Below are 18,638 nucleotides of genomic sequence, written 5' to 3' on the forward strand. Positions count from 1 at the left end.
CGCCGGGTCAGGCTCGCAGGTCGTGGACGATCAGTGACGCGGCCAGCAGCCTGATGTCCGCGGGGTCGGCGGGGTTGTAGCCGGTCAGTTCGGTGACTCGGCGCAGCCGGTAGTTCAACGTGTTGCGGTGCAGGTGCAGGCTTTCGGCCGTGCGGTGGCGGTTGTGGTCGCTGTTGAGGAACACCCTGAGCGTGTGCAGCAGGTCGGGGTGTTCGGCCAGGCGGTCCATCACGCGGGCGAGGCGCTTGCGGCCGGGGCCCGGACGGCAGAGCTGGTACTCGAGCAGCACGTCGTCCAGGACGTACGCGCCGGGCGGGCGTCCCAGGCGTTGCACCAGTTCGGCGATGTCGGCGGCCTGGCGCGCGGCGGTGGGGACGTCCTCCCGGCTCTCCGCCGCCGCGATGCCGCCGACCAGGCTGACGCCCGCCGCGGTGTGCAGCTTGCGGACCAGGTCGGCGGCATCGGCCAGCTCGGCTTCGAGGGCGTCTGCGGAGGTGGGCAGCAGGATGGTGCCGCCGTCGTGGTCCAGTGCGGAGAGCGCGTGCTTCGGCAGTTCGGCCCGCAGCCGGCGCGCCAGCGTGCCCTGTGACGCGGGCTCGACGCGCACGGCCACGACCACGTGGTGGCTGGACAGTTCGAGGCCGATCCGCTCGGCCAGCGGCTCTGCCTCGCGGCCGGTCAGCAACGCGGCCACCAACGCGCGGCCTGCCTCGCGGCGTTCGGCGTGCAGGGCCTGCTGCTCGGTCAGGTAGGCGGCGGCGACGGCGGGAACGGCGGCGCTCAGGAACTGCAGCAGCGCCGGCACGGTCGCCAGCAGGTCACCGATTTCGTCCGGTTCGGCGACACCTGCCATCGACAACCAGCCGACGTGTGCGGCGACGTGGTAGGTGCTCAGCACGACGTCGAGGGGTACGCCTTGCTGAGCCCTGCGCACGGCCGTGGCGATCTGGTCGGCGAGTTCCTCGGGGGCCGGTGGTCGTTGTTCGCGCAGGGAGCGCAGGAACACCTGCAGGTTGCGGGTCACCGCCTCGGTGATCTCGCGGTCGACGAGCTGGTGCGGGAGCTGCCGGTAGGCGGCTGATCTGGCGAAGAACGCCTCCAGCACCTTCTCGGCGATGCTGGGAATCTGCGTCGCGGCCCGCTCGTACAGCGGGGCGAGCGGGTTCGGTGCCGGGATGTCGACCACCGGCAGAGGCTTGCGCATGCGACCGCACCAGTGCCATCGCCCGAAGCGGTCGACTTTCGTGGGCGTGTTGCACGAACGGACGCGCTGAGCGTTGTGCATCTGACCCAAACGTTTGACCTGTTCGAGTGATGGACGGTGGGGCGGACTTCTGAGCCGCGCCAGAATGGGCAGCTCCACCGGCTTGGGCAGGGTGACTTGACACCGAAGGCGAGCAGCATCCAGGACTGCATGAAGCTGTTACTGCGACGCGGGTTCCAGCGGACAGTCGTGCACGACGCCGTCACGCGCGTCAACGCCGTGATGTTCCGGAGGCTGTGGCGCGGCACCAACGAGACGGTGCTCGCCTACTCCGAGTCGGAAGCGCTGGCCTACCGCGTGCGCGAGGGCGACGTCGACCCTGCGGACCCGTTCGTCGTCGACCCCGACGTCGCGCTGTGGCAGTGCGGCGGTGAGTTCCTCGACGTCGCGGTGCAGTTGCTCGAGCTGCCCCCGGCACCGGGACAGTCCACGTTCGCGGCCAGCTGACTGCGAGCTACCCCTGGCGGCGGACCATCTCGTTGATCCAGACGGGCGCGAACGGCGAGGTGCAGTTCGGCGGCGTCGGGTAGTCCTTCAGCACTTCGAGGCGTTCACCGATCTCGATCGCGCGGGCCCGCGACGACGGGTGTTCGATGCCGATCTGGGCCAGGCAGTGGTTCATCGCCCACTGCAGGCGCTCCGGGGCGCCCTTCATCTCGGCCTCGATGGTGTCGAGCAGACCCGCCAGGTCGAGACCTTCGGGCTTCTTCGCCACCCGTTCGGTGGTGAGGGCCCACCCCGCGCTCGCGACGACGGGATCCGGGTCGGAGAACCAGGCAACGCGCAGGTCCTCGGCGTGGGCGCTCTTCTTCACCACGTAGTTCACGAGCCAGTCGTGCACCTTGGGCCGGCGGGCCTCGCGCAGCATCGTGTCGAGCTGGTCGCGGGTGAACGCCTTGGGGCGGCAGATCAGCAGGGCCAGCAGCCGCGCCGCGGTGTCGCCGGTCGCCCACAGCTCGAGCGACAGGTCCTGCTGGGTCTTGAGGCGTTTGGCGATCGCGCGGAGCTTGCCGAGGTTCACGCCGTGGTCGTCGCCGTGCTTCTCGTTGACCACGCGTGCCTGCGGGTCCTCCAGTGCGGCCAGTTCGGCCATCACCTCGGCCACCGCGGTGTCCGCCACCCCAGCCTCCCGTCCTCGATGGCGGACAGCCTAGGTCAGGCACCGCCGCTGTGCCTGGACGTGCCGGTGGGTGCTACGACGAACTGCTGATTGAGCTTGGCGGCGCCGCCGGTGTAGTGGGCGGCGTCGGCTGTCGGACCGTGCTGGTGCTGATGGCGGACGAGATGTGCGACTGAGCGGACGCCTGCGAGCGCGACGGTGGCGGCAGTCGGCGCAACCGCTGTGCTGACACGGCGAAGGAGCGTTCGGCGCTGGGAAATCCGGGTGGACAATGTGCGCTCCGCGGCGTGAGGACGGTAGGCCTCGGTGGTTCGGCGGAGATTCGGTAGTCGTGTGATCGGCTGCTCAGACGGCTCCTGAGGGGGAGTTGGTGGTGGAGTTCGGGCTCCTCGGCGATGTCGAGGTCCGGGTGGACGGCCGGGTCGTGGACGTCGGCCACGCCCGGCAGCGGTGCGTGCTGGCGGCGTTGCTGGTGGACGCGAACCGGTTGGTGCCGGTCGACGTGCTCGTCGACCGGGTGTGGGGCGAGCAGGTGCCGCGCCGGGCGCGCAACGCCGTGGCCGGGTACGTGTCGAGACTCAGACAGGTGCTGCCTGCAGATGTTCGCATCACCGGCAGGCAGGGCGGTTACGTGCTGACCGTCGACCCGCTGTCGGTGGACCTGCACCGGTTCGACCACCTGGTGCAGCGGGCGCGGTTCGAGCCGGACCGGGCGTCCGTGCTGCTCACCGAAGCGCTCGGGTCGTGGCGCGGTGAGCCTTTCTCCACTTTGGACACACCGTGGCTGGCCGGGGTGCGGTCCGGGGCGCAGGCGCGCAGGCTGGCCGCGCGGCTCGACCTCAACGACCTGGCGCTGGACCAGGGGCGGCACGGCGAGCTGCTGGCCGAACTGGAGGCCGCGGCGGTGGAGTCCCCGCTGGACGAGCGGCTGGCCGGGCAGCTCATGCTGGCGCTGTACCGGTCCGGACGCCAGGCCGACGCGTTGCTGCGGTACGAGCAGGTCCGGGTGCGGCTGGCCGACGAGCTGGGTACCGATCCCGGGCCCGGGTTGCGCTTGCTGCACAAGCAGATGCTGACCGCGGACCCGTCGCTGACGATCAGCTCTCCCGCTGCTTCGAGGCCGGTGCCTCGGCAACTGCCCGCACCGCCGCGGTCGTTCGCCGGGCGGGGCCGGGAACTGGCCGCGCTCGACGCGATCATGATCGGGCAGCAGCCGATCGTCGTTTCCGGGACGGCCGGGGTGGGCAAGACGGCGCTGGCGGTGCACTGGGCGCACCGGGTCGCGGAGCGGTTCCCGGACGGTCAGCTGTACGTGAACCTGCGCGGGTTCGATCCCAGCAGTGCGGTGATGGCGCCGGGTGAGGCGGTCCGCGCGTTCCTCGACGCGCTCAACATCGACCCGCAGCGCATCCCGGCGAGCCTGGACGCGCAGACGAGTCTGTTGCGCAGTGCCTTGGCGGACAAGCGAATGCTCATCGTGCTGGACAACGCGCGGGACGCGGATCAGGTCCGGCCGTTGCTGCCGGGAAGTCCCGGGTGCCTGGTGCTGGTGACGAGCCGCAACCGGTTGGCGGGTCTGGTCGCGACCCATGGCGCGTATCCGTTGGCGTTGGATCTTCTGTCCACAGGGGAGGCTCACGACCTGCTGGTCGATCGCCTCGGGGTGGACCGGTTGCGCGCCGAGCCCGAGGTCGCCGACGAGATCATCACGCGGTGTGCGGGCCTGCCGATCGCGTTGACGATCGTGGCCGCTCGTGTTGCCTGCACCAGCTTTCCGTTGCGCGCGATCGCCGCTGAGCTGCGCGGAGGGCTCGATCCGTTCGACGGCGGTGACTCGGCCACCGACGTGCGGGCGGTGTTCTCCTGGTCGTACCACGCACTGGAGCCCGCTCCCGCCCGGCTGTTCCGGTTGCTCGGCCTGCATCCCGGCCCGGACGTCTCGGTCGCGGCCGCTGCCAGTGTTTTCGGCGCGTTGCCCGTCCGGCCGTTGCTCGCCGAGCTGACCCGTGCGCACCTGCTGACCGAGCACCAGCCCGGCCGGTACGTGTTCCACGATCTCTTGCGCGCCTACGCGATCGAGCAAGCTCAGACGCACGACATCGATGCGGAACGACGTGCTGCCACGGCACGACTGCACGACCACTACGTGCACACCGCCCACGCCGCGACCCGGCTGCTGAGCCCGACGCGGGACGTGATCACCCCGCCGGCGCCTCAGCCCGGTGCTCATCCGGAGGGCCTCACGGACTTCGCGCAGGCCCTGGCGTGGTTCACGACCGAGCACCACGTCCTGCTCGCCGTCGTCGACCACGCGGCCGCCACCGGGCTCGACACGCACGCCCGGCACCTCGCGTGGGCACTGGCCGAGTTTCTCGAACGCCGTGGCCACTGGCCCGATCTCGCTGCCGTCGGCCAGGTCGCTCTCGACGCCGCACTGCGGCTCGCGGATCCGTTGGCGCAGAGCCATGCCCACCGCTACCTGGCCCGTGCGAGCACACAGCTGAACAACCTCGACGACGCGCACACGCACTTGCAGCGCAGCCTCGACGTCTCCGGGGAACCCGTCGGACAGGCGCTGACTCATCGCGAGCTCGCGTACGTGTGTGAACGGCAGGGGCATCACGACCAGGCGTTGCACCACTCCTCACAGGCGATGGAGCTGTACGCGGCGGCCGGTCATCGGCGTGGTCAGGCTGGCGCGTTGAACGCCGTCGGCTGGTACCAGGCGTTGCTGGGCGACTGGGAGCAGGCGTTGACGTCGTGCCAGGCGGCGCTGGGGTTGCTGGAGCCCGACGACCTCGACGGGCAGGCGTCGACCTGGGACAGCCTCGGCTACATCCACCACCATCGCGGTGATCATCGTGAGGCGATCGCCTGCTATCAGCGGTCGCTCGAGGTGTTCCGGTCTCTCGGGGACCACTACTGGACCGCTGACGTGCTGATCCACCTCGGGGACAGCCATCTGGCGGCCGGTGATGCCGTGTCCGCTCGTGCGGCTTGGCAGGAAGCGTTGGGGATTCTGGAGGATCTCGGCCACCCGCACGCCGACGACGTGCGGTCGCGGATCAATCCACTGCCGACTCGTCCAGTGCCGCGATGATCGGGCACTGCTCCTGGACACCGTTGGCGGCGACCTCCAGCAACGCCAGGCGCACGCGGTCGAGGTCGCGCTGACGTCGTTCGATCTCGGCGACCTTCTCGGTGATCACCTCGCCGAAGTCGTCCGCGCCAGGCTGGGAGACGGCCAGGATCTGCTCGACCTCGGCGAGGGTGAAGCCGAGCCGTTGCGCGCGGCGGATGAACTTCAACCGCCGCAACGCCTCGGGGTCGTAGTGCCGGTAGCCGCCGTGGGTGCGGGCGGTGGGTGTGACGAGGCCGCGGCGCTCGTAGAACCGCACCGTGCTGATCCCCACCCCGGCGGCGCGGGCCAGTTCGGATATGCGCACCAAGGGAAACTACCTCCGGACCAACGCGCGCAGCTGGGCCGCGCCCCAGAACAGCTCCAGGACCAGGAACACCGCCAGCACCGGCGTCTGCCCGTGCCACAAGGCCCACGCGAACCAGATGCTGAACAGGGCGCGCCCGACGGTGTCGATGCCGATGAGCAGCGGTTCGGGTTTTAGCCACCGCGCGACTGACCACATCACCACGACGGTGCCGAACAACGTGGCGAACAGGAGCGTCATGGCGTCGTGGGCGGGGGAGCCGAACAGGCTCAGCGTTGCGGCGGCGGTCCAGGGCGTGAGGAACGCCGCGCTCGCCACCAGGTCGTACAGCGCACCGGCCTTGCCCCACCGGGTCACGTCTCGCGTCATGGTGATCACGATGGACCCTGCACCTTGGTGCAGAGTCAACCCCGCTGCGGCCGATCGCGGCGGCGCCACAGGTAGAGGCCGCCGAACAGGACCATCAGCGGTCCCAGCCCGCACGCCAGGAACACCACCGCGACCGGGTAGCCGTCCGTCTCCTTCGAGTACACCGCCAGCGGCTCGCCGATGTCGTACGCGCGGAGGCGGTCACCCCGGCTGGAACCCTCTGGCAGGAAGCCGGGCAGTTCGACGGTGCGGGTCACGGTGCCGTCGTCACTGGTGAACGTGCCGCGGCGGGTGGAGCAGCGCTCGGGGCGATCCCAGACGCACGTTGGTTCGTCGTCGATCACGTAGGTGCCGGGGGTGCCGCGCTCGAACTGGTAGTCGATCGCGGCCGGCAGGTCCGGTGCGAAGAACAGGAGCAGTACGACACCGGCCAGGACCATGAGTCCGGCGATGAGGCGGGGCGAGGGCGACTTGAACACCGCTCACCACCCCCGTGCCGGGCACGCGCGTGAATCCCCCATCAGGCCAGGGTATCGCTGCTAGCCTGCGATTTTCGTCGATCGCCGAGGGGGAGCGTGACCGGCCAGATCCTCCGCCACGCCGGCCACATCGAGGCTGTTCGCGTGCGGTTCACGGCCGTCCACGACGCCAGCGCGGACGTCGTCGGCGACGAGACCGTGTACGGACGGCTGTGCCGGTGGATCATCGAGACCGTGCTGGACAAGCACGCCCGGCAGGACGAACTGGTCGAGTACGTCGAGGAGAACCTGCGCCTCATCGTGGCCGGGCTCTGCGACCTCGCCGGGGAGAGGCCACCGGAACCGGACCCGGTCCGCGAAGCCGCCGTGCCCTCCCTGGTCGTGCCCGTGGAGGAGCCGAGCCGGCCGGCCATGGAGCAGATCGGGCCTCTCAAGGACGTGCTGGACGAGCTGACCGGCAGGCCTGAGGTCATCGCCGCGCACGCGAGGACCTGGTGGAACATCGCGGCCGAGCAACGGGCCATGGCCGACGAGCTCGAAGGCTTCCTCGAGCGGGACGTGCCCGCGTGGGACGGGGCCGAGGAGCATCAGCGGTTGATGGGGCACAACGTCGAGGCGATCAGAGGGCTCTGCGCGGTGTCGGCGGCGTTCGCGGAGATCACCGAGAGCGTCGAGGTGCTGGTCGCGCAGACGCGGCGGCTGGTGCGGGAGCTGGTCGTCAGCCTGGCGGTGGCGCCGTCGGACGTGACGTTCCAGCGGCTGGCCTGCCGGATCGCGGTGTACGGGGTGGCGCTGGACGCCACCCTCACGCACCTGGAGAACCGCCTGAAGGGCTAGGCCACGCGGCGGGCGCGGCGGCGGGCGAGCGTCGGCAGGAACCACATGTAGACGCCGGTGCCCATCAGGACGAACAGGGGCAGCAGCGGGACGTAGGAGACCCAGATCGCGGAGTTGTTCACGGTCAGGGCCACGGCGGTGAAGACGACGGTGGCCATGAAGATCATGCTGACCACGCGGTGGAACTGACGGATCCGCTTGTTGCCGCTCATTGTGGTTGTCCTCCCGGTTGGTGTTGCGGACAACGTTAGGAGTGGGAGGACGGCCGCGCTTCTCGATTCCTGACCGGCTAGTAGTGTCGCGGGCCATGCAGTTCACGTCCCCCGTGCTGGTGGGCCGGAGCGAGGAGACAGCGGCACTGCGGGCCGCGGTGGCACGGGCCGAGCATCGTCGCGGTGGCGCGATGTTCCTGGTGGGGGAACCGGGAATCGGCAAGTCGCGGCTCGCTTCGGAGATCGCCGCGCACGCCTCGCAGCGCGGGTTTCGCGTGCTCAGAGGCCGAGCGAGCCGGGCGGTGCCGTTGCGGGCGCTGTGCGAGGCGGTGCTGTCGGCGTTTCGCCGGACCGTGCCGGACGAGCGGCAGCTCGGCGCGTATCTGCCCGTGCTGCGCAGGATGACCCCGGACGCACCCGCCGGCGTGCCCGATCCGGCCGTGGTCAGGGCCGAGGCGGTGCTGCGACTCCTCACGGCCGAGAAAACCGTTGTCCTGCTTGAGGACCTGCACGACGCGGACGGCGAGACGCTGGCCGTCGTGGACTACCTGCTCGACAACCTCGCCGGCGAACCCGTCCTGCTTCTGGCAACGCTGCGGCCGCATCCCGATGGCGCACAACAACTCGCGGCCGCGGCCGCTGCGCGCCGGGTCGCGGGCGTATTGCGGCTCAACGGGTTGACCGACGAAGACGTCGCCGAGCTGGTCCGGCACTGCCTCGGCGAGCCCGCGCCGGACCACGTCCTCGCCACGCTCACCAGGATCGCGGACGGGGTGCCGTTCGTGGTCGAGGAGCTGCTCAACGCCGACCTGCGAGCCGGTGTGCCGCCCACGGTCGCCGCGGCGACGTTGCACCGGGTCGACGCGCTTGGCCCCGATTGCATCGCCCTGCTCGAAGCCGCCGCGATCTTCGGCACCACCTTTCCGCTCGACGTCGTGGCAGCCATGACAAAACTGGACAACGCGGCAGAGTTGCTGCAGGACGCCGAACGCGCGCAGCTCGTCAACGGCCAAAGGTTCCGCCACGCGCTGACCGCCGACGCGATCCGCGGCCGGATGACGCCGACGCGACGGGCAATGCTCGCCCGTGAAGCAGCCCAGACGACAGAAACCTTGCGCCCCAACGAGTTAGAACTCATCGCCGAGCTCTGGGAAACAGGAGGGGACCACCGGAAAGCCATCGGCTGTCTCGTCAAGGCAGGACGGCACGCGGCCGCACTGGGCAGGTTCGGCACCGCGGTGGAGCTGCTCGAACGCGGTCAGGCCCTGCAGGGCAACAACCCGGACCTCGCCGCGGACCTCCTCGACGCGCTCGCCGCGGTCCTCCCGCTGGCCGCGGTCGTCGTGCCTGCCGACAACGGCGCGCGAGCTTTCGCACTGGGAGAACGACTTCAGCAGGCCCTCACCGCGTCCCACGCCAACCCGGAACGCCGAGCCGCGGTCCGGCTGGCACAGGCGAGGGTCGCGGCCGTCGCGGGCGAGTGGGAACGCGGGCTCGACCTGATCGCGGCGACGAAAGATCCCTGCCCGGCCGTGGACGTCGTCAAAGCCACGCTCCTGCTCGGACTCAACCAGCTCGACCTCCTGCCCAAAGCGCGCGCACTGGCCGAACGCGCCGCGGCGACTGGTACTCCGGAGGTCGTCTGCGAAGCCCTCGAGGTGCTCACCCGGTGCACCAGAGGGCAGGACCTCGCCGAGGCACGGCAACACATCCAACGCTGGCTGCAGGTCGCCGAACAGCACGGGCTCGCGGCGTGGCGGCTCAGAGCGTTGCTGGAACTGGGAATCACCGACAAGTACCTGACCATCGGCGTCGACACGCTGCTGTCCGCCAGGCGCGCGGCGGAGAACTCCGGCGCCATCGTCATCCTGATCGCCGCCGACCTGCACCTCGGCGCGACCTACATCGTCCGCGGCGAGTACGACAAGGCCACGAGACACGGTGCCAGCGCGAAAGAAGCCGCCGAGAGGCTCGGCCTGCACGCGTTGAAGGCGCTCGCGGTCGCCATCGAGGCGGGCATCGCGTCCATGCACGGCAACCGCAAGGCGACGGACCAGGCTCTCGCCCAGCTGCGCGACCACGGTGGTTCCGCGGAGATCTGGGCTTACACCTCGGCGATCTGCGCGGTGATGGAGGAGCAGTACGACCGCGCGCTGGCCGAGTTCGACGAGATCGAGAAGGAGGTCACCGAACCGCGAATCCTGCGCGGCACCTTCTACCAGGGCCCGCGGCTGCTGGTCAGGGTCGCGCACGGCCTCGCGGACTGGCGCGAGTACGAACGCCTGGCCGAGTCTCATCTCTCGCAGGTCCGGTTGCACCGCACGTACTTCGCCTGGAGCCGCGCGATCCTGTTCGGCCGCGACGGCCAGACGAGCAGGGCGAATGAGGCCGCGAAGGAAGCACTCGAGCTCAGCACCGGCCTCGGTCTGCCGCGCCACCTCGGCCTGAGACTCGCGGGCCCGGCGGCGCTCGCCGGCGGCTGGGGCGAGCCGCTGGAGTGGCTGCGCGAGGCCGAGGAGCACTTCCACCAGTTCGACGTGCCGGCCGCCGGCGCGTGCCGGGCGGTGCTCAGGGAAGCCGGAGCACCCCAGCAACGACGGCGGCGCGACCACGGCACCGTGCCCGCCGAGCTGCGCAAGGCCGGTGTCACGGTCAGGGAGTTCGAGGTGCTGCGGCTCGTCGTCGAACGGTTCGGCAACGCCGAGATCGCCGAACGGCTGTTCCTGTCTCCCCGCACGGTCGAGCGCCACGTCGCCAACCTGCGCGTTCGCACCGGCCTGGCCACCAGGGCCGACCTCATCCGCTACGCCCGCCCACTAATTGAGGGGTCCGCCCCCATGTAGGCGCGCGCGAAGATCGGAACACTCCTCCCCAGCCCGAGTGATGCCGGGCGTGGCAGAGGGGGAAGAGAGATGGGTGCAAACGGCTGGCCTGGTCCAGTGCGGCGCTGAGGCGAGGACGGCGCTGGACTCGGTGGGGTGTCCAGCGCCGTCGTCACCGATGTCGGAAAATTCCCGGAGCGAGATGTCGATACCCGGCGTCTCCCGTTCGACGCACTGATGACAGCACGTCAGAACAGCCCAAGGAGAACTCCGATGCGCACCCTGATCGCCACCGCGTTCGTCTCGCTCGACGGCGTCGTCGAAGCCCCCGGCGGCGAGCCCGGCCACCGCAGCTCTGGCTGGACCTTCAAGGACATCGAGTTCGACGAGGCCGCCTACGAGATCAAGGGCCGCGAGCAGGACGAGGCCGCGGCGATGATGATGGGCCGCGTCAGCTACGAGGCGTTCGCGCCGGTGTGGCCGACGCTCGACTACTTCCCGCGCTACAACGTGATCCCGAAGTACGTCGTCTCCAGCACGCTGAAGGAGGACCAGCTCGTCGACAACTGGGGTGACATCACGATCCTGCGGTCGCTCGACGACGTGGCCGCGCTGAAGGAGACCGAGGGCGGCCCGATCTCGATCCACGGCAGCGCGACGCTCAACCGCAACCTGTCCGACGCGGGCCTGATCGACCGCTACCACCTGCTGGTCTTCCCGGTGCTGCTCGGCGCGGGCAAGCGGCTGTTCAGCGAGACCGACAAGGACAAGCAGCTGCTCAAGGTCGTCGAGAGCGAGTCGTACTCGAACGGCATCCAGAAGCTGGTCTACGACGTCGTGCGCTGACGCACCAGCTCGTCGAGGCGGATCCACGCCGGCGAGTACTCACGGACGTGCGCGCCGAGCAGCGACTTCTCGTCGGCGGACAGCACCTCGTGCACGGTCTGCGCCGCCTCCTGCTGCAGCCTGGCCGCCATGACGTCGGCCAGGCAGTCGAGGCGCGGGTCGGCGGGATCCCAGTCGTGGGCCTGGTCGTAGGTGACGTAGAACTGGCGGAACTCCGGATCCGCCAGCTGCTCCACCTTCTGCTCGATCCACCCCAGCGCCTGGTCCGGGTAGCTCGCCGCCAGCACGATCCAGCCGTCACGTTCGAACTGCACACCGCGCTCGCTGACGCCGAGCGCCCGCAACCGGTCGAGGTAGTCCGCGATCTCGGCGGGCAGGAACATCCGGTCTCCTGCCCGCAGTGCGGCGACACCGAGTTCGCGTTGCCGGAGCTCCTCGATCTGCCGCGTCAGTCCCAGGCGGATCTCCTCGATCGCCGTGGCGAACTCGTCCGGAGTGGCCCGCATGAGCTCGTGGACGCGGGTCAGCGGCACCCCGGCGGCGGTCAGGGTCCTGATGCGGATCAGGTCGACGACGGCCTGGGCGGGGTAGCGCCGGTAGCCGGACGCGTCGCGTTCCGGTTCGGGGAGCAGGCCGGTCTGGTGGTAGTGGCGCACCGCCCGCACCGTGACGCCGACGTACTCGGCCAGTCGCTTGATCGTGAGCACGTGGTCCAGTTTGAGGCTTGACCTTGACGGTGCGTCAGCCTTTGAGCATTGCCGTCATGTTCACGAACTGGCATCGCCCACTCCTGGTCAACACACTGCTCATGCTCGGGCTCGCCCTGGTGGCCGCGGCCGGGATCCTCGTCGACGACCGCATGCTGCTGGGCGAGCCGATCTGGCTGAAGCCGCTCAAGTTCGGCCTCGCCTTCGCCCTCTACTCGGGCACGCTCTCGTGGCTGCTGAGCACGCTCACTCGCGCCCGTCGCTTCGGCTGGTGGATGGGGACGTTGTTCGCGGTGGCCGCGTTCGCCGAGGTCGGAGCGATCACCACGCAGGCCGCGCGCGGCACGTTCAGCCACTTCAACACCTCGACCGACCCGATCACCCTGCTCGCCACGCAGATCTTCACCAACGGCGTGGCGGCGTTGTTCCTGTTGCAACTGGCCATCGTGACGCTGGTGTTGTTCCAACGCGGTGGCGACCGGGCGTTGATGCGGGCTGTCCGGTGGGGGCTCTCGCTGGCGACCGTCGGCATGCTCCTGCCGGTGTACTGGATGGCCACCGAGATCCACCAGCGCACGGTCGTCGACGCCAACGGGCAGGAGATCGTGATGTACCAGAGCCACGACGTGGGCGCGGGCGGTGACTTCCGCGTGCCGCACTTCATCGGGCTGCACGCGATCCAGGTGTTGTTGCTGGTCGTCTTCGCGTTGCGGAGAGTGGACGAACGGAAGCGCGCGCGGCTGGTCACCGTGGCCGCGCTCGGTTGCACCGCGCTGCTGGCGGTGGCCGTGGTCGCCACAGCTGCCGGCTACTAGGGCGTCAGCCGCATTCGTGGACGGCGGCGACGACCCCGGGGAACGAGTCGACGAGCCAGGTCGGGTTGGCGCTGAGCAGCTGTTCGACGCTGTGCACGCCGTAGGTCACGGCGATCGACGACATCCCGGCCCCGTGCGCCATCAGCACGTCGTGCGTCGTGTCGCCGACCATGACCGCGTTCGCCGCCGGCACACCAAGTCGTTGCAGAACCACCAAGCCGGCCTCGGGGTCGGGCTTCGGCTTCGAGACCTGGTCCGCACCGACCACCACGGAGAACTCCTCGCGAAGGCCGGCCGCGACCAGCAACGACTCGGCGGTCGCGATGAACTTGTTGGTCGCGACCGCGAGCAGGAAACCGTCCTCCCGCAACGACCGCAGCCCGTCGAACACACCGCGGAACACCAGTTGCGGAGCCATCGGCAGCACGATCTTGGGGAACGTGGACCAGTAGAGATCGACACAGGTCGCGACCACCGGGTCGTCCTCGGAGACCCCGAGCACCTTCGCGAACGCGGCGGGCACCGGGAGCCCGATGGTGCCGCGGATCGAGCCCGAGTCCACTGTGGGCAGATCGAGCTGGGCGAACACCGCGGCGAACGTGGTGATGATCCCGCGCGGGGTGTCGACCAGGGTCCCGTCCAGGTCGAAGATCACGCATCGGCTCACTGCCTGCCTCCCGCGATGGCGAGCGTGACCGCCTTCGTGACGGCCGCGATGAGCTCGGACATCTGCTCGTTGGTGAGCAGCACCGGCACCCGCGCGACCTCCTGCTGCACGGTGGAGCGTTGCTGCATCGACGCCAGCAGTTCGTCGATGTCGGGCTCGCGCAGCAGGCTGTAGTGGTCGGCCTTCAGCTCGACGACGACCGGTTCGGTGACCGAGAAGCCCTCGCTGCCCTCGATGAACGAGTAGTCGTCGCCCTGGGCCTTGAAGATCGTCAGCGGCGCGGTGATCGTGCGCTCGGCCAGCTCGCTGAAGGTGTACTTGAAGGAGAACGTCTCCGTGACGATCCGGATGATCCGTCGCACGAGCTCGCTGTCCAGGTCGCGGAACTCGCTGCTGACGAACGCGGCGAACGTGTCCTCGTCGCGGGCGACCTCCAGGCAGCGGGCCAGGCGCGCGTCGGTGATGCTGCCCGCGAACACCGAGAACAGGATCGTCACGAACGCCTTGTTGTCGTACGAGGCCTCGTCGCTCGCCCGGTCCGCGCGCACCTTCGGCGAGCCCGGCGCGATCAGGAACAGGTTCGCGACCTCGTCACCGGCCTGTTCGAGCTGGTAGGCCGTCTCGAACGCCACCCGCGCGCCGAAGCTGTAGCCCCACAACGTGTACGGGCCCTCCGGCTGGACGTTCTTGATCGCCTCGATGTCGGCGGCGGCCATCTCGCGGATCGTGCGGTACGGCGTCTCACCCTCGTTGATGCCGTGCGCCTGCACGCCGTAGAACGGCCGCTCGGACCGGCTCGCGAGCGTGCGCAGGTTCATCGGGTAGCCGCCGAGGCCCGGCCAGCAGAACACCGGGACGGCGTCGCCGTTGGGCTGCAACGGAACCAGCCGCGAGATCGGTCCTTCGTGGACACCGTCGACCCGGCGCGCCAGCTGCTCGATCGTCGGCGACTCGAAGAGCACCTGCAACGGCAGGGCGGTGCCGAAGTCCTTGTTGATGCGGTTGACCAGGCCGACGGCGATCAGCGAGTTGCCGCCCGTCTCGAAGAAGTCGTCGTGCGTCGAGACGGTCTCGCGCTTCATCAGCTTCTTCCACATCTCGCTGATGCGGCGCTCGGTGATGGTGCGCGGCGCGACGAACGGCCGGTCCTGGTCGTCGACGTTGGTCTTGTCCGACGCTTCCAGGGCTTTGACGTCGATCTTGCCGTTGGCCGTGACGGGGAGCTTGTCCAGCACCACGACCTTGTTCGGGATCATGTAGTCCGGCAGGAAGTTGACCAGGTCGTCGCGGATCAGCTCGGCCGGGCCCTTCATGTGGACGACGTCCTCCTTCATGCCGGGGCTGCGGCGCTGGTCGTAGGAGACCTTGCCGCCCAGGAAGAAGTACGACGGCCCGGGGCCCTCGCCGATGTCGGTGAGGATCCCGTTGATGCGCTTGGCCGACGGCAGGTCGTTGTCCGACTTGGAGCTGTAGCCCGACGACATGAAACCGAGGTCGACGTCGTTGGCGGACAACCTGTGCATGGTCCGGCCGAGATCGACGTACTGCCGCCAGTCCTGCGCGGCCCGGCTGACCGCGGTCACGCCGAAGCTCGCGCGCTCGTACACCGCCTGGTTGATGGCGATGACGTGCTTGCGCAGCACCAGTTCGTCGGACACGCGCTCGAACTCGCCGTCGCGGTAGCGGTACTGGCCGCCGGGGAGGTTCGCGACCCTGCCCGGATGCGTCTGGACGTAGAGGTCGACGTCGTCGTCGGGGATTCCGGTGTAGGCGCACAGCTCGAACGTGCCGAGGTAGTAGTCCTCGTCCGAGACGTCCAACAGGTCCTTGGTCCGCGGGGTGTACTCCGCCGCCGTGACGTCGAGGCCGTAGCCGGGCAGGACCTCCTCGAAGAGCCCGACCATGTGGCCGGTCTCGATCTCCAGCACCTCCTGGATGTTGTTGAGGTACACGGACTCGATCGCGGCCTTGCGTCCGATGAAGTGCAGCTTCGCCTGTGGCACAGGGCTTTCCGGCACCGATGAGATCAGCACGAGCTGGTGGCGGAGCGGGTGGTAGTAGTACAGCCCGGCCGGCAGACCCGCGATGTGGTGCAGCTCGAGGTGCAGCTGCGTCGCGTACAACGAACCCGGCGACGCGTAGCCGTACTTCGGCAGCAGACGCTGGTCGCTGAAGTGCGCGCCGAAATAACGCAGGATCTCGCCCAGCTCGGCGAACCGCAGGGACTTCGGGTCCTTGGAGCCGGCGCCGGTCGGCTTGCGTTCCAGCAGCCGCCGCAGGTCGTCGTCGGTGACCTGGCCGCCCTCGTAGAACCGGTAGGACTTGCGCGAGAACACCACTTTCCGTTGCAGGCACGACGCTTCCTCGCCGGGCAGCGCGAACGACTCCCGGCCGCCGAGGTCGTCGCGCACACCGGGGTTCGACAGCTGCGCGCGGACCTGCAGTCGGCTGGCCTTCGACTGGTGGTGGGAGCCCGCGTTGCCCTGGTCCATCAGGGCGGCTTCCTTGGGGTTCAGCTCGACGCACGCGATCAGGTTCTGGAACCCGGTCCGCTCGTCGGACTTCACGATCACGGCCGCGTTGCGCACCCAGTCGTGCGTCTCGATCGCGAGCCGGATCTCGTCCAGTTCGACGCGATACCCGCGCAGCTTGACCTGGCTGTCCGCGCGTCCGGCGAACTGCACGGTGCCGTCCAGGTTCTGCGTCACGAGGTCGCCGGTGCGGAACATCCCGTCCACGAACCGTTCCGCGGTCAGCTCCGGCTGGTGCAGGTAGCCGCGGGCGACCTGGATGCCGCCGATGTAGAGCTCGCCGATCTCGCCGGGCGTGACGAGGTCCCGGTTCTCGTCGAGCACCAAGTACGTGGTGTTCGCGACGGGCAGGCCGATCGAGATCGACTTCGGTGCGTCGGCCAGCTCGGCGGGATCGACCACGTGGGACGATGAGTTGATCGTCGTTTCCGTTGGCCCGTAGAGGTTGATGAGCCCGATGCCCGGCATGGTCTCCACGAAGCTCTGCGCCAGCGTGCGGGACAACGCCTCGCCGCCGCTGAAAACCTGCCGCAGGGACGTGACCGTGTGGAACTCCTCCGTGTCGATCAGCGCCTGGAGCAGCGTCGGCACGCACTGCAACGTCGTGACGTCGTGCTCGCGCATGGTCTCGATCAGCATCTCGGGGTCGCGGTAGATGCCGGGACGTCCCATCACGACGGTGCTGCCGACCGCGGGCGCCAGGATCTCCCACTGCGCCGCGTCGAAGCTCATCGGCGTCTTCTGCACCACGCGCTTCGTGCCGTCGATGCCGTGGACGTCGTGCAGCCACAGCATCTGGTTGACGATGCTGCGGTGCTCGATCATCACGCCCTTGGGACGGCCGGTGCTGCCGGAGGTGTAGATGATGTACGCGAGGCTGTCGTGCGCGGGGGAGAAGCCGTCGTCGAACGCCTCGTCGCAGTCTTCGAGCGTGACGATCCGCGTGGTGCTCGGCGCGAGCTCGGCAAGACGCTGCTTCAGCGCGGGCTGCGTCACCACGACCTTGGTGCGCGAGTCCTCGATCATGTACCGGAGCCGCTCCTCCGGGTACTCCGGGCTCAGCGGCAGGTAAGCGCCGCCGGCACAGAGGATTCCCCACGCGCCGACCACGAGGTCGAGCGACGGTTCCACGAAGATGCCGACGCAGTCGTCCGCGGTGATGCCGAGCCGGCACAGGTGCGTGGCCAGCGCGGAACTCTGCTCGAACAGCTCGCCGTAGGTGATGCTGTCGCCGCCGAAGACGACGGCTGTGCGATCGGGGTGTTGCTCGACCTGCTTGCGCAGCAGGTCGGGGAGGCAGCCGCCGTCCACCGCAGCTTCGTTCGACATCTCAGAAGTCCCCCAAGGTATCAACGGGCGCCAGTGGCACGAGGCAGCACACGTTGAAAAACGTACGATCGTCACCTCGAAACCGGCTGGAGCGTCCCGCTGTCCTGTCGGGATCGACCTCGGCGAACCCGGGACCCCGCCGGACACCAGGCCCGGCGGGGCCGCGTGCGTCAGCTCAAGGGTCGGGAGAACACCTCCAGCCGCGGCCGGGAATCGGTCGCGGTCTGCAGGACCGCGTAGAGCCGCTTGGCGTCGGCCGACCAGGCCAGGCCGCGGTTCGCGAGCACCGCGCCGCCGAGGTCGTAGGACTTCACCGGCACCGTGCCACCGACCGGGAAGATCGTGACGGCCTTGTTCCTGGTGGTGTAGGCGCCGGTCGCGACGTGCGTGGCGGTCGGCGAGGCGGCGACGGCGTTCGGATACGGCCCGGTGCTGTAGGAACCCCTGCCGGACAGGTCCTCGGTCGCGAAGCCCTGCACCTGCGTGCGCGAACCCGCCGCGGTGTACGCGCTCGTGCCGTCCGGGCTCAGCGCGATGTCGGTCAGGTTGCCGCCCGCAGCGTCACCGGAGGCGCCCGGCTTCAGCTTGCCGTCCGTGCCCGCCTGGTAGACGTGCACGCTGGACAGGCTGGTGGTGAGCTGGCCCGCCACCACGGTCGTGCCGGCCGAGGTGACCAGCGGCGCGCTCTGGAACAGGACGTCGCCCTGCTCGTCGAGGCTCACCGGTGCGGCGGCGGCGGGGTCGAGTTTGCCGACGCCACCGTTCCACGCGTCCTCGCAGCCGTAGCCGAACCACACGACGGCACCTGTGCGGGCGAGGTGCGCCGGACAGGTCCGCGCTCCCGTGGGATACCGCGCCTTCTCCGCGAAGGTCGTGGTGTCGACGGCGGAGATCGCGTCTCCCGCCGCCTGCGCCACGTAGAGCGTCCTGCCGTCCTCGCTCAGCACGAGGCCGGTGGCGCCGAACTGGTTGTCGATCTTCTTCTTCACGCGTCCGTGCTCGTCGACCACCACGACGCTGTTCGAGGAACCTCCGCCGCTGACGAACACGCGCTCATGCGCGTCGTCCACGACGAGGTCACCGAACCCCGGCAACGGCAACAGGTCGTCTGTCGCCTGCGCGGTGGTAGCCGCCGAACCGAGTGCGAGCACCGTCAGTCCGACGGTGAGAACTCTGCGAATCACCTTGACCCCC

General features: G+C 69.4%; 16 protein-coding genes. 6 read left to right on the forward strand and 10 right to left on the reverse strand.

Annotated elements, in window-relative coordinates; all coding sequences use genetic code 11:
* Positions 1-7: 7 nt before the first annotated feature.
* Entirely contained in the window at positions 8-1,204 is a 1,197-nt protein-coding gene (locus ABZ345_RS16345) for a helix-turn-helix domain-containing protein (protein WP_359848440.1), read from the reverse strand.
* Between the two features lie 210 nt (positions 1,205-1,414).
* On the opposite strand from ABZ345_RS16345, the gene ABZ345_RS16350 reads away from it, so the two are divergent.
* Positions 1,415-1,711 carry a hypothetical protein gene (locus tag ABZ345_RS16350; RefSeq protein ID WP_359848443.1) on the forward strand — a complete coding sequence of 99 codons (297 nt, stop codon included), beginning with the start codon at positions 1,415-1,417 and terminating at the stop codon, positions 1,709-1,711.
* Between the two features lie 7 nt (positions 1,712-1,718).
* Here the strand turns inward: ABZ345_RS16350 and ABZ345_RS16355 are convergent, their stop codons facing one another.
* Positions 1,719-2,357: a DNA alkylation repair protein gene (locus ABZ345_RS16355; protein ID WP_359849070.1), complete on the reverse strand. Its 639-nt coding sequence runs from the start codon at positions 2,355-2,357 to the stop codon at positions 1,719-1,721.
* Between the two features lie 400 nt (positions 2,358-2,757).
* Between ABZ345_RS16355 and ABZ345_RS16360 the strand changes: the two genes are divergently transcribed.
* Positions 2,758-5,484 carry a BTAD domain-containing putative transcriptional regulator gene (locus ABZ345_RS16360; protein ID WP_359848446.1) on the forward strand — a complete coding sequence of 909 codons (2,727 nt, stop codon included), beginning with the start codon at positions 2,758-2,760 and terminating at the stop codon, positions 5,482-5,484.
* Here the strand turns inward: ABZ345_RS16360 and ABZ345_RS16365 are convergent.
* Genes ABZ345_RS16365 through ABZ345_RS16375 form a run of 3 tightly spaced genes read right to left on the reverse strand, consistent with a single transcriptional unit; the run spans position 5,450 to position 6,678 of the window.
* Positions 5,450-5,830: a MerR family transcriptional regulator gene (locus ABZ345_RS16365; protein ID WP_359848449.1), complete on the reverse strand. Its 381-nt coding sequence runs from the start codon at positions 5,828-5,830 to the stop codon at positions 5,450-5,452. The two genes, ABZ345_RS16360 and ABZ345_RS16365, sit on opposite strands and share 35 nt — an antisense overlap.
* A 9-nt stretch (positions 5,831-5,839) precedes the next feature.
* Positions 5,840-6,199, reverse strand: a complete 360-nt coding sequence (locus tag ABZ345_RS16370; protein WP_359848452.1) for a hypothetical protein — start codon at positions 6,197-6,199, stop codon at positions 5,840-5,842.
* Positions 6,200-6,234: 35 nt separating this feature from the next.
* Positions 6,235-6,678 carry a hypothetical protein gene (locus ABZ345_RS16375; RefSeq protein ID WP_359848455.1) on the reverse strand — a complete coding sequence of 148 codons (444 nt, stop codon included), beginning with the start codon at positions 6,676-6,678 and terminating at the stop codon, positions 6,235-6,237.
* 96 nt (positions 6,679-6,774) lie between these two features.
* Between ABZ345_RS16375 and ABZ345_RS16380 the strand changes: the two genes are divergently transcribed.
* The gene (locus tag ABZ345_RS16380) at positions 6,775-7,515 is read left to right on the forward strand and encodes a hypothetical protein (protein WP_359848458.1); all 741 of its coding nucleotides are present in this window, start codon (positions 6,775-6,777) and stop codon (positions 7,513-7,515) included.
* On the opposite strand, the gene ABZ345_RS16385 is transcribed toward ABZ345_RS16380, so the two are convergent.
* Positions 7,512-7,727: a hypothetical protein gene (locus ABZ345_RS16385; RefSeq protein ID WP_359848461.1), complete on the reverse strand. Its 216-nt coding sequence runs from the start codon at positions 7,725-7,727 to the stop codon at positions 7,512-7,514. The genes ABZ345_RS16380 and ABZ345_RS16385 overlap by 4 nt on opposite strands.
* Positions 7,728-7,822: 95 nt before the next feature.
* On the opposite strand from ABZ345_RS16385, the gene ABZ345_RS16390 reads away from it, so the two are divergent.
* Both ABZ345_RS16390 and ABZ345_RS16395 read left to right on the forward strand, forming a co-directional pair.
* Positions 7,823-10,570, forward strand: coding sequence for an AAA family ATPase (locus ABZ345_RS16390; RefSeq protein ID WP_359848464.1), 2,748 nt, complete (start codon positions 7,823-7,825; stop codon positions 10,568-10,570).
* Positions 10,571-10,822: 252 nt separating this feature from the next.
* Positions 10,823-11,395 carry a dihydrofolate reductase family protein gene (locus tag ABZ345_RS16395; RefSeq protein ID WP_359848467.1) on the forward strand — a complete coding sequence of 191 codons (573 nt, stop codon included), beginning with the start codon at positions 10,823-10,825 and terminating at the stop codon, positions 11,393-11,395.
* On the opposite strand, the gene ABZ345_RS16400 is transcribed toward ABZ345_RS16395, so the two are convergent.
* Positions 11,377-12,102 carry a MerR family transcriptional regulator gene (locus tag ABZ345_RS16400; protein ID WP_359848470.1) on the reverse strand — a complete coding sequence of 242 codons (726 nt, stop codon included), beginning with the start codon at positions 12,100-12,102 and terminating at the stop codon, positions 11,377-11,379. The genes ABZ345_RS16395 and ABZ345_RS16400 overlap by 19 nt on opposite strands.
* Before the next feature lie 56 nt (positions 12,103-12,158).
* Here ABZ345_RS16400 and ABZ345_RS16405 point away from each other — a divergent pair, with 56 nt between their 5' ends.
* Complete coding sequence (locus ABZ345_RS16405) at positions 12,159-12,917, forward strand: hypothetical protein (RefSeq protein WP_359848473.1); 759 nt, start codon at positions 12,159-12,161, stop codon at positions 12,915-12,917.
* Between the two features lie 4 nt (positions 12,918-12,921).
* Here the strand turns inward: ABZ345_RS16405 and ABZ345_RS16410 are convergent, their stop codons facing one another.
* The 3 genes from ABZ345_RS16410 to ABZ345_RS16420 all read right to left on the reverse strand — a co-directional run bounded on the left by ABZ345_RS16410 (position 12,922) and on the right by ABZ345_RS16420 (position 18,628).
* Positions 12,922-13,572 carry an HAD family hydrolase gene (locus ABZ345_RS16410; RefSeq protein ID WP_359848476.1) on the reverse strand — a complete coding sequence of 217 codons (651 nt, stop codon included), beginning with the start codon at positions 13,570-13,572 and terminating at the stop codon, positions 12,922-12,924.
* Positions 13,573-13,580: 8 nt separating this feature from the next.
* Positions 13,581-17,444: an amino acid adenylation domain-containing protein gene (locus tag ABZ345_RS16415; protein WP_359848479.1), complete on the reverse strand. Its 3,864-nt coding sequence runs from the start codon at positions 17,442-17,444 to the stop codon at positions 13,581-13,583.
* 170 nt (positions 17,445-17,614) lie between these two features.
* Positions 17,615-18,628, reverse strand: a complete 1,014-nt coding sequence (locus ABZ345_RS16420) for a hypothetical protein (RefSeq protein WP_359848482.1) — start codon at positions 18,626-18,628, stop codon at positions 17,615-17,617.
* Positions 18,629-18,638 lie beyond the last annotated feature (10 nt).

Origin of the sequence: Lentzea sp. NPDC005914 (genome assembly GCF_040629405.1) — a bacterium.
Classification (GTDB): Bacteria; Actinomycetota; Actinomycetes; order Mycobacteriales; family Pseudonocardiaceae; genus Lentzea.

Coding starts and splice junctions, on each gene's coding strand:
- ABZ345_RS16370 (WP_359848452.1), bottom strand. CDS start 6,199: ATGACGCGAGACGTGACCCGGTGGGGCAAGGCCGGTGCGCTGTACGAC.
- ABZ345_RS16395 (WP_359848467.1), top strand. CDS start 10,823: ATGCGCACCCTGATCGCCACCGCGTTCGTCTCGCTCGACGGCGTCGTC.
- ABZ345_RS16405 (WP_359848473.1), top strand. CDS start 12,159: ATGTTCACGAACTGGCATCGCCCACTCCTGGTCAACACACTGCTCATG.
- ABZ345_RS16385 (WP_359848461.1), bottom strand. CDS start 7,727: ATGAGCGGCAACAAGCGGATCCGTCAGTTCCACCGCGTGGTCAGCATG.
- ABZ345_RS16355 (WP_359849070.1), bottom strand. CDS start 2,357: ATGGCCGAACTGGCCGCACTGGAGGACCCGCAGGCACGCGTGGTCAAC.
- ABZ345_RS16415 (WP_359848479.1), bottom strand. CDS start 17,444: ATGTCGAACGAAGCTGCGGTGGACGGCGGCTGCCTCCCCGACCTGCTG.
- ABZ345_RS16390 (WP_359848464.1), top strand. CDS start 7,823: ATGCAGTTCACGTCCCCCGTGCTGGTGGGCCGGAGCGAGGAGACAGCG.
- ABZ345_RS16350 (WP_359848443.1), top strand. CDS start 1,415: ATGAAGCTGTTACTGCGACGCGGGTTCCAGCGGACAGTCGTGCACGAC.
- ABZ345_RS16345 (WP_359848440.1), bottom strand. CDS start 1,204: ATGCGCAAGCCTCTGCCGGTGGTCGACATCCCGGCACCGAACCCGCTC.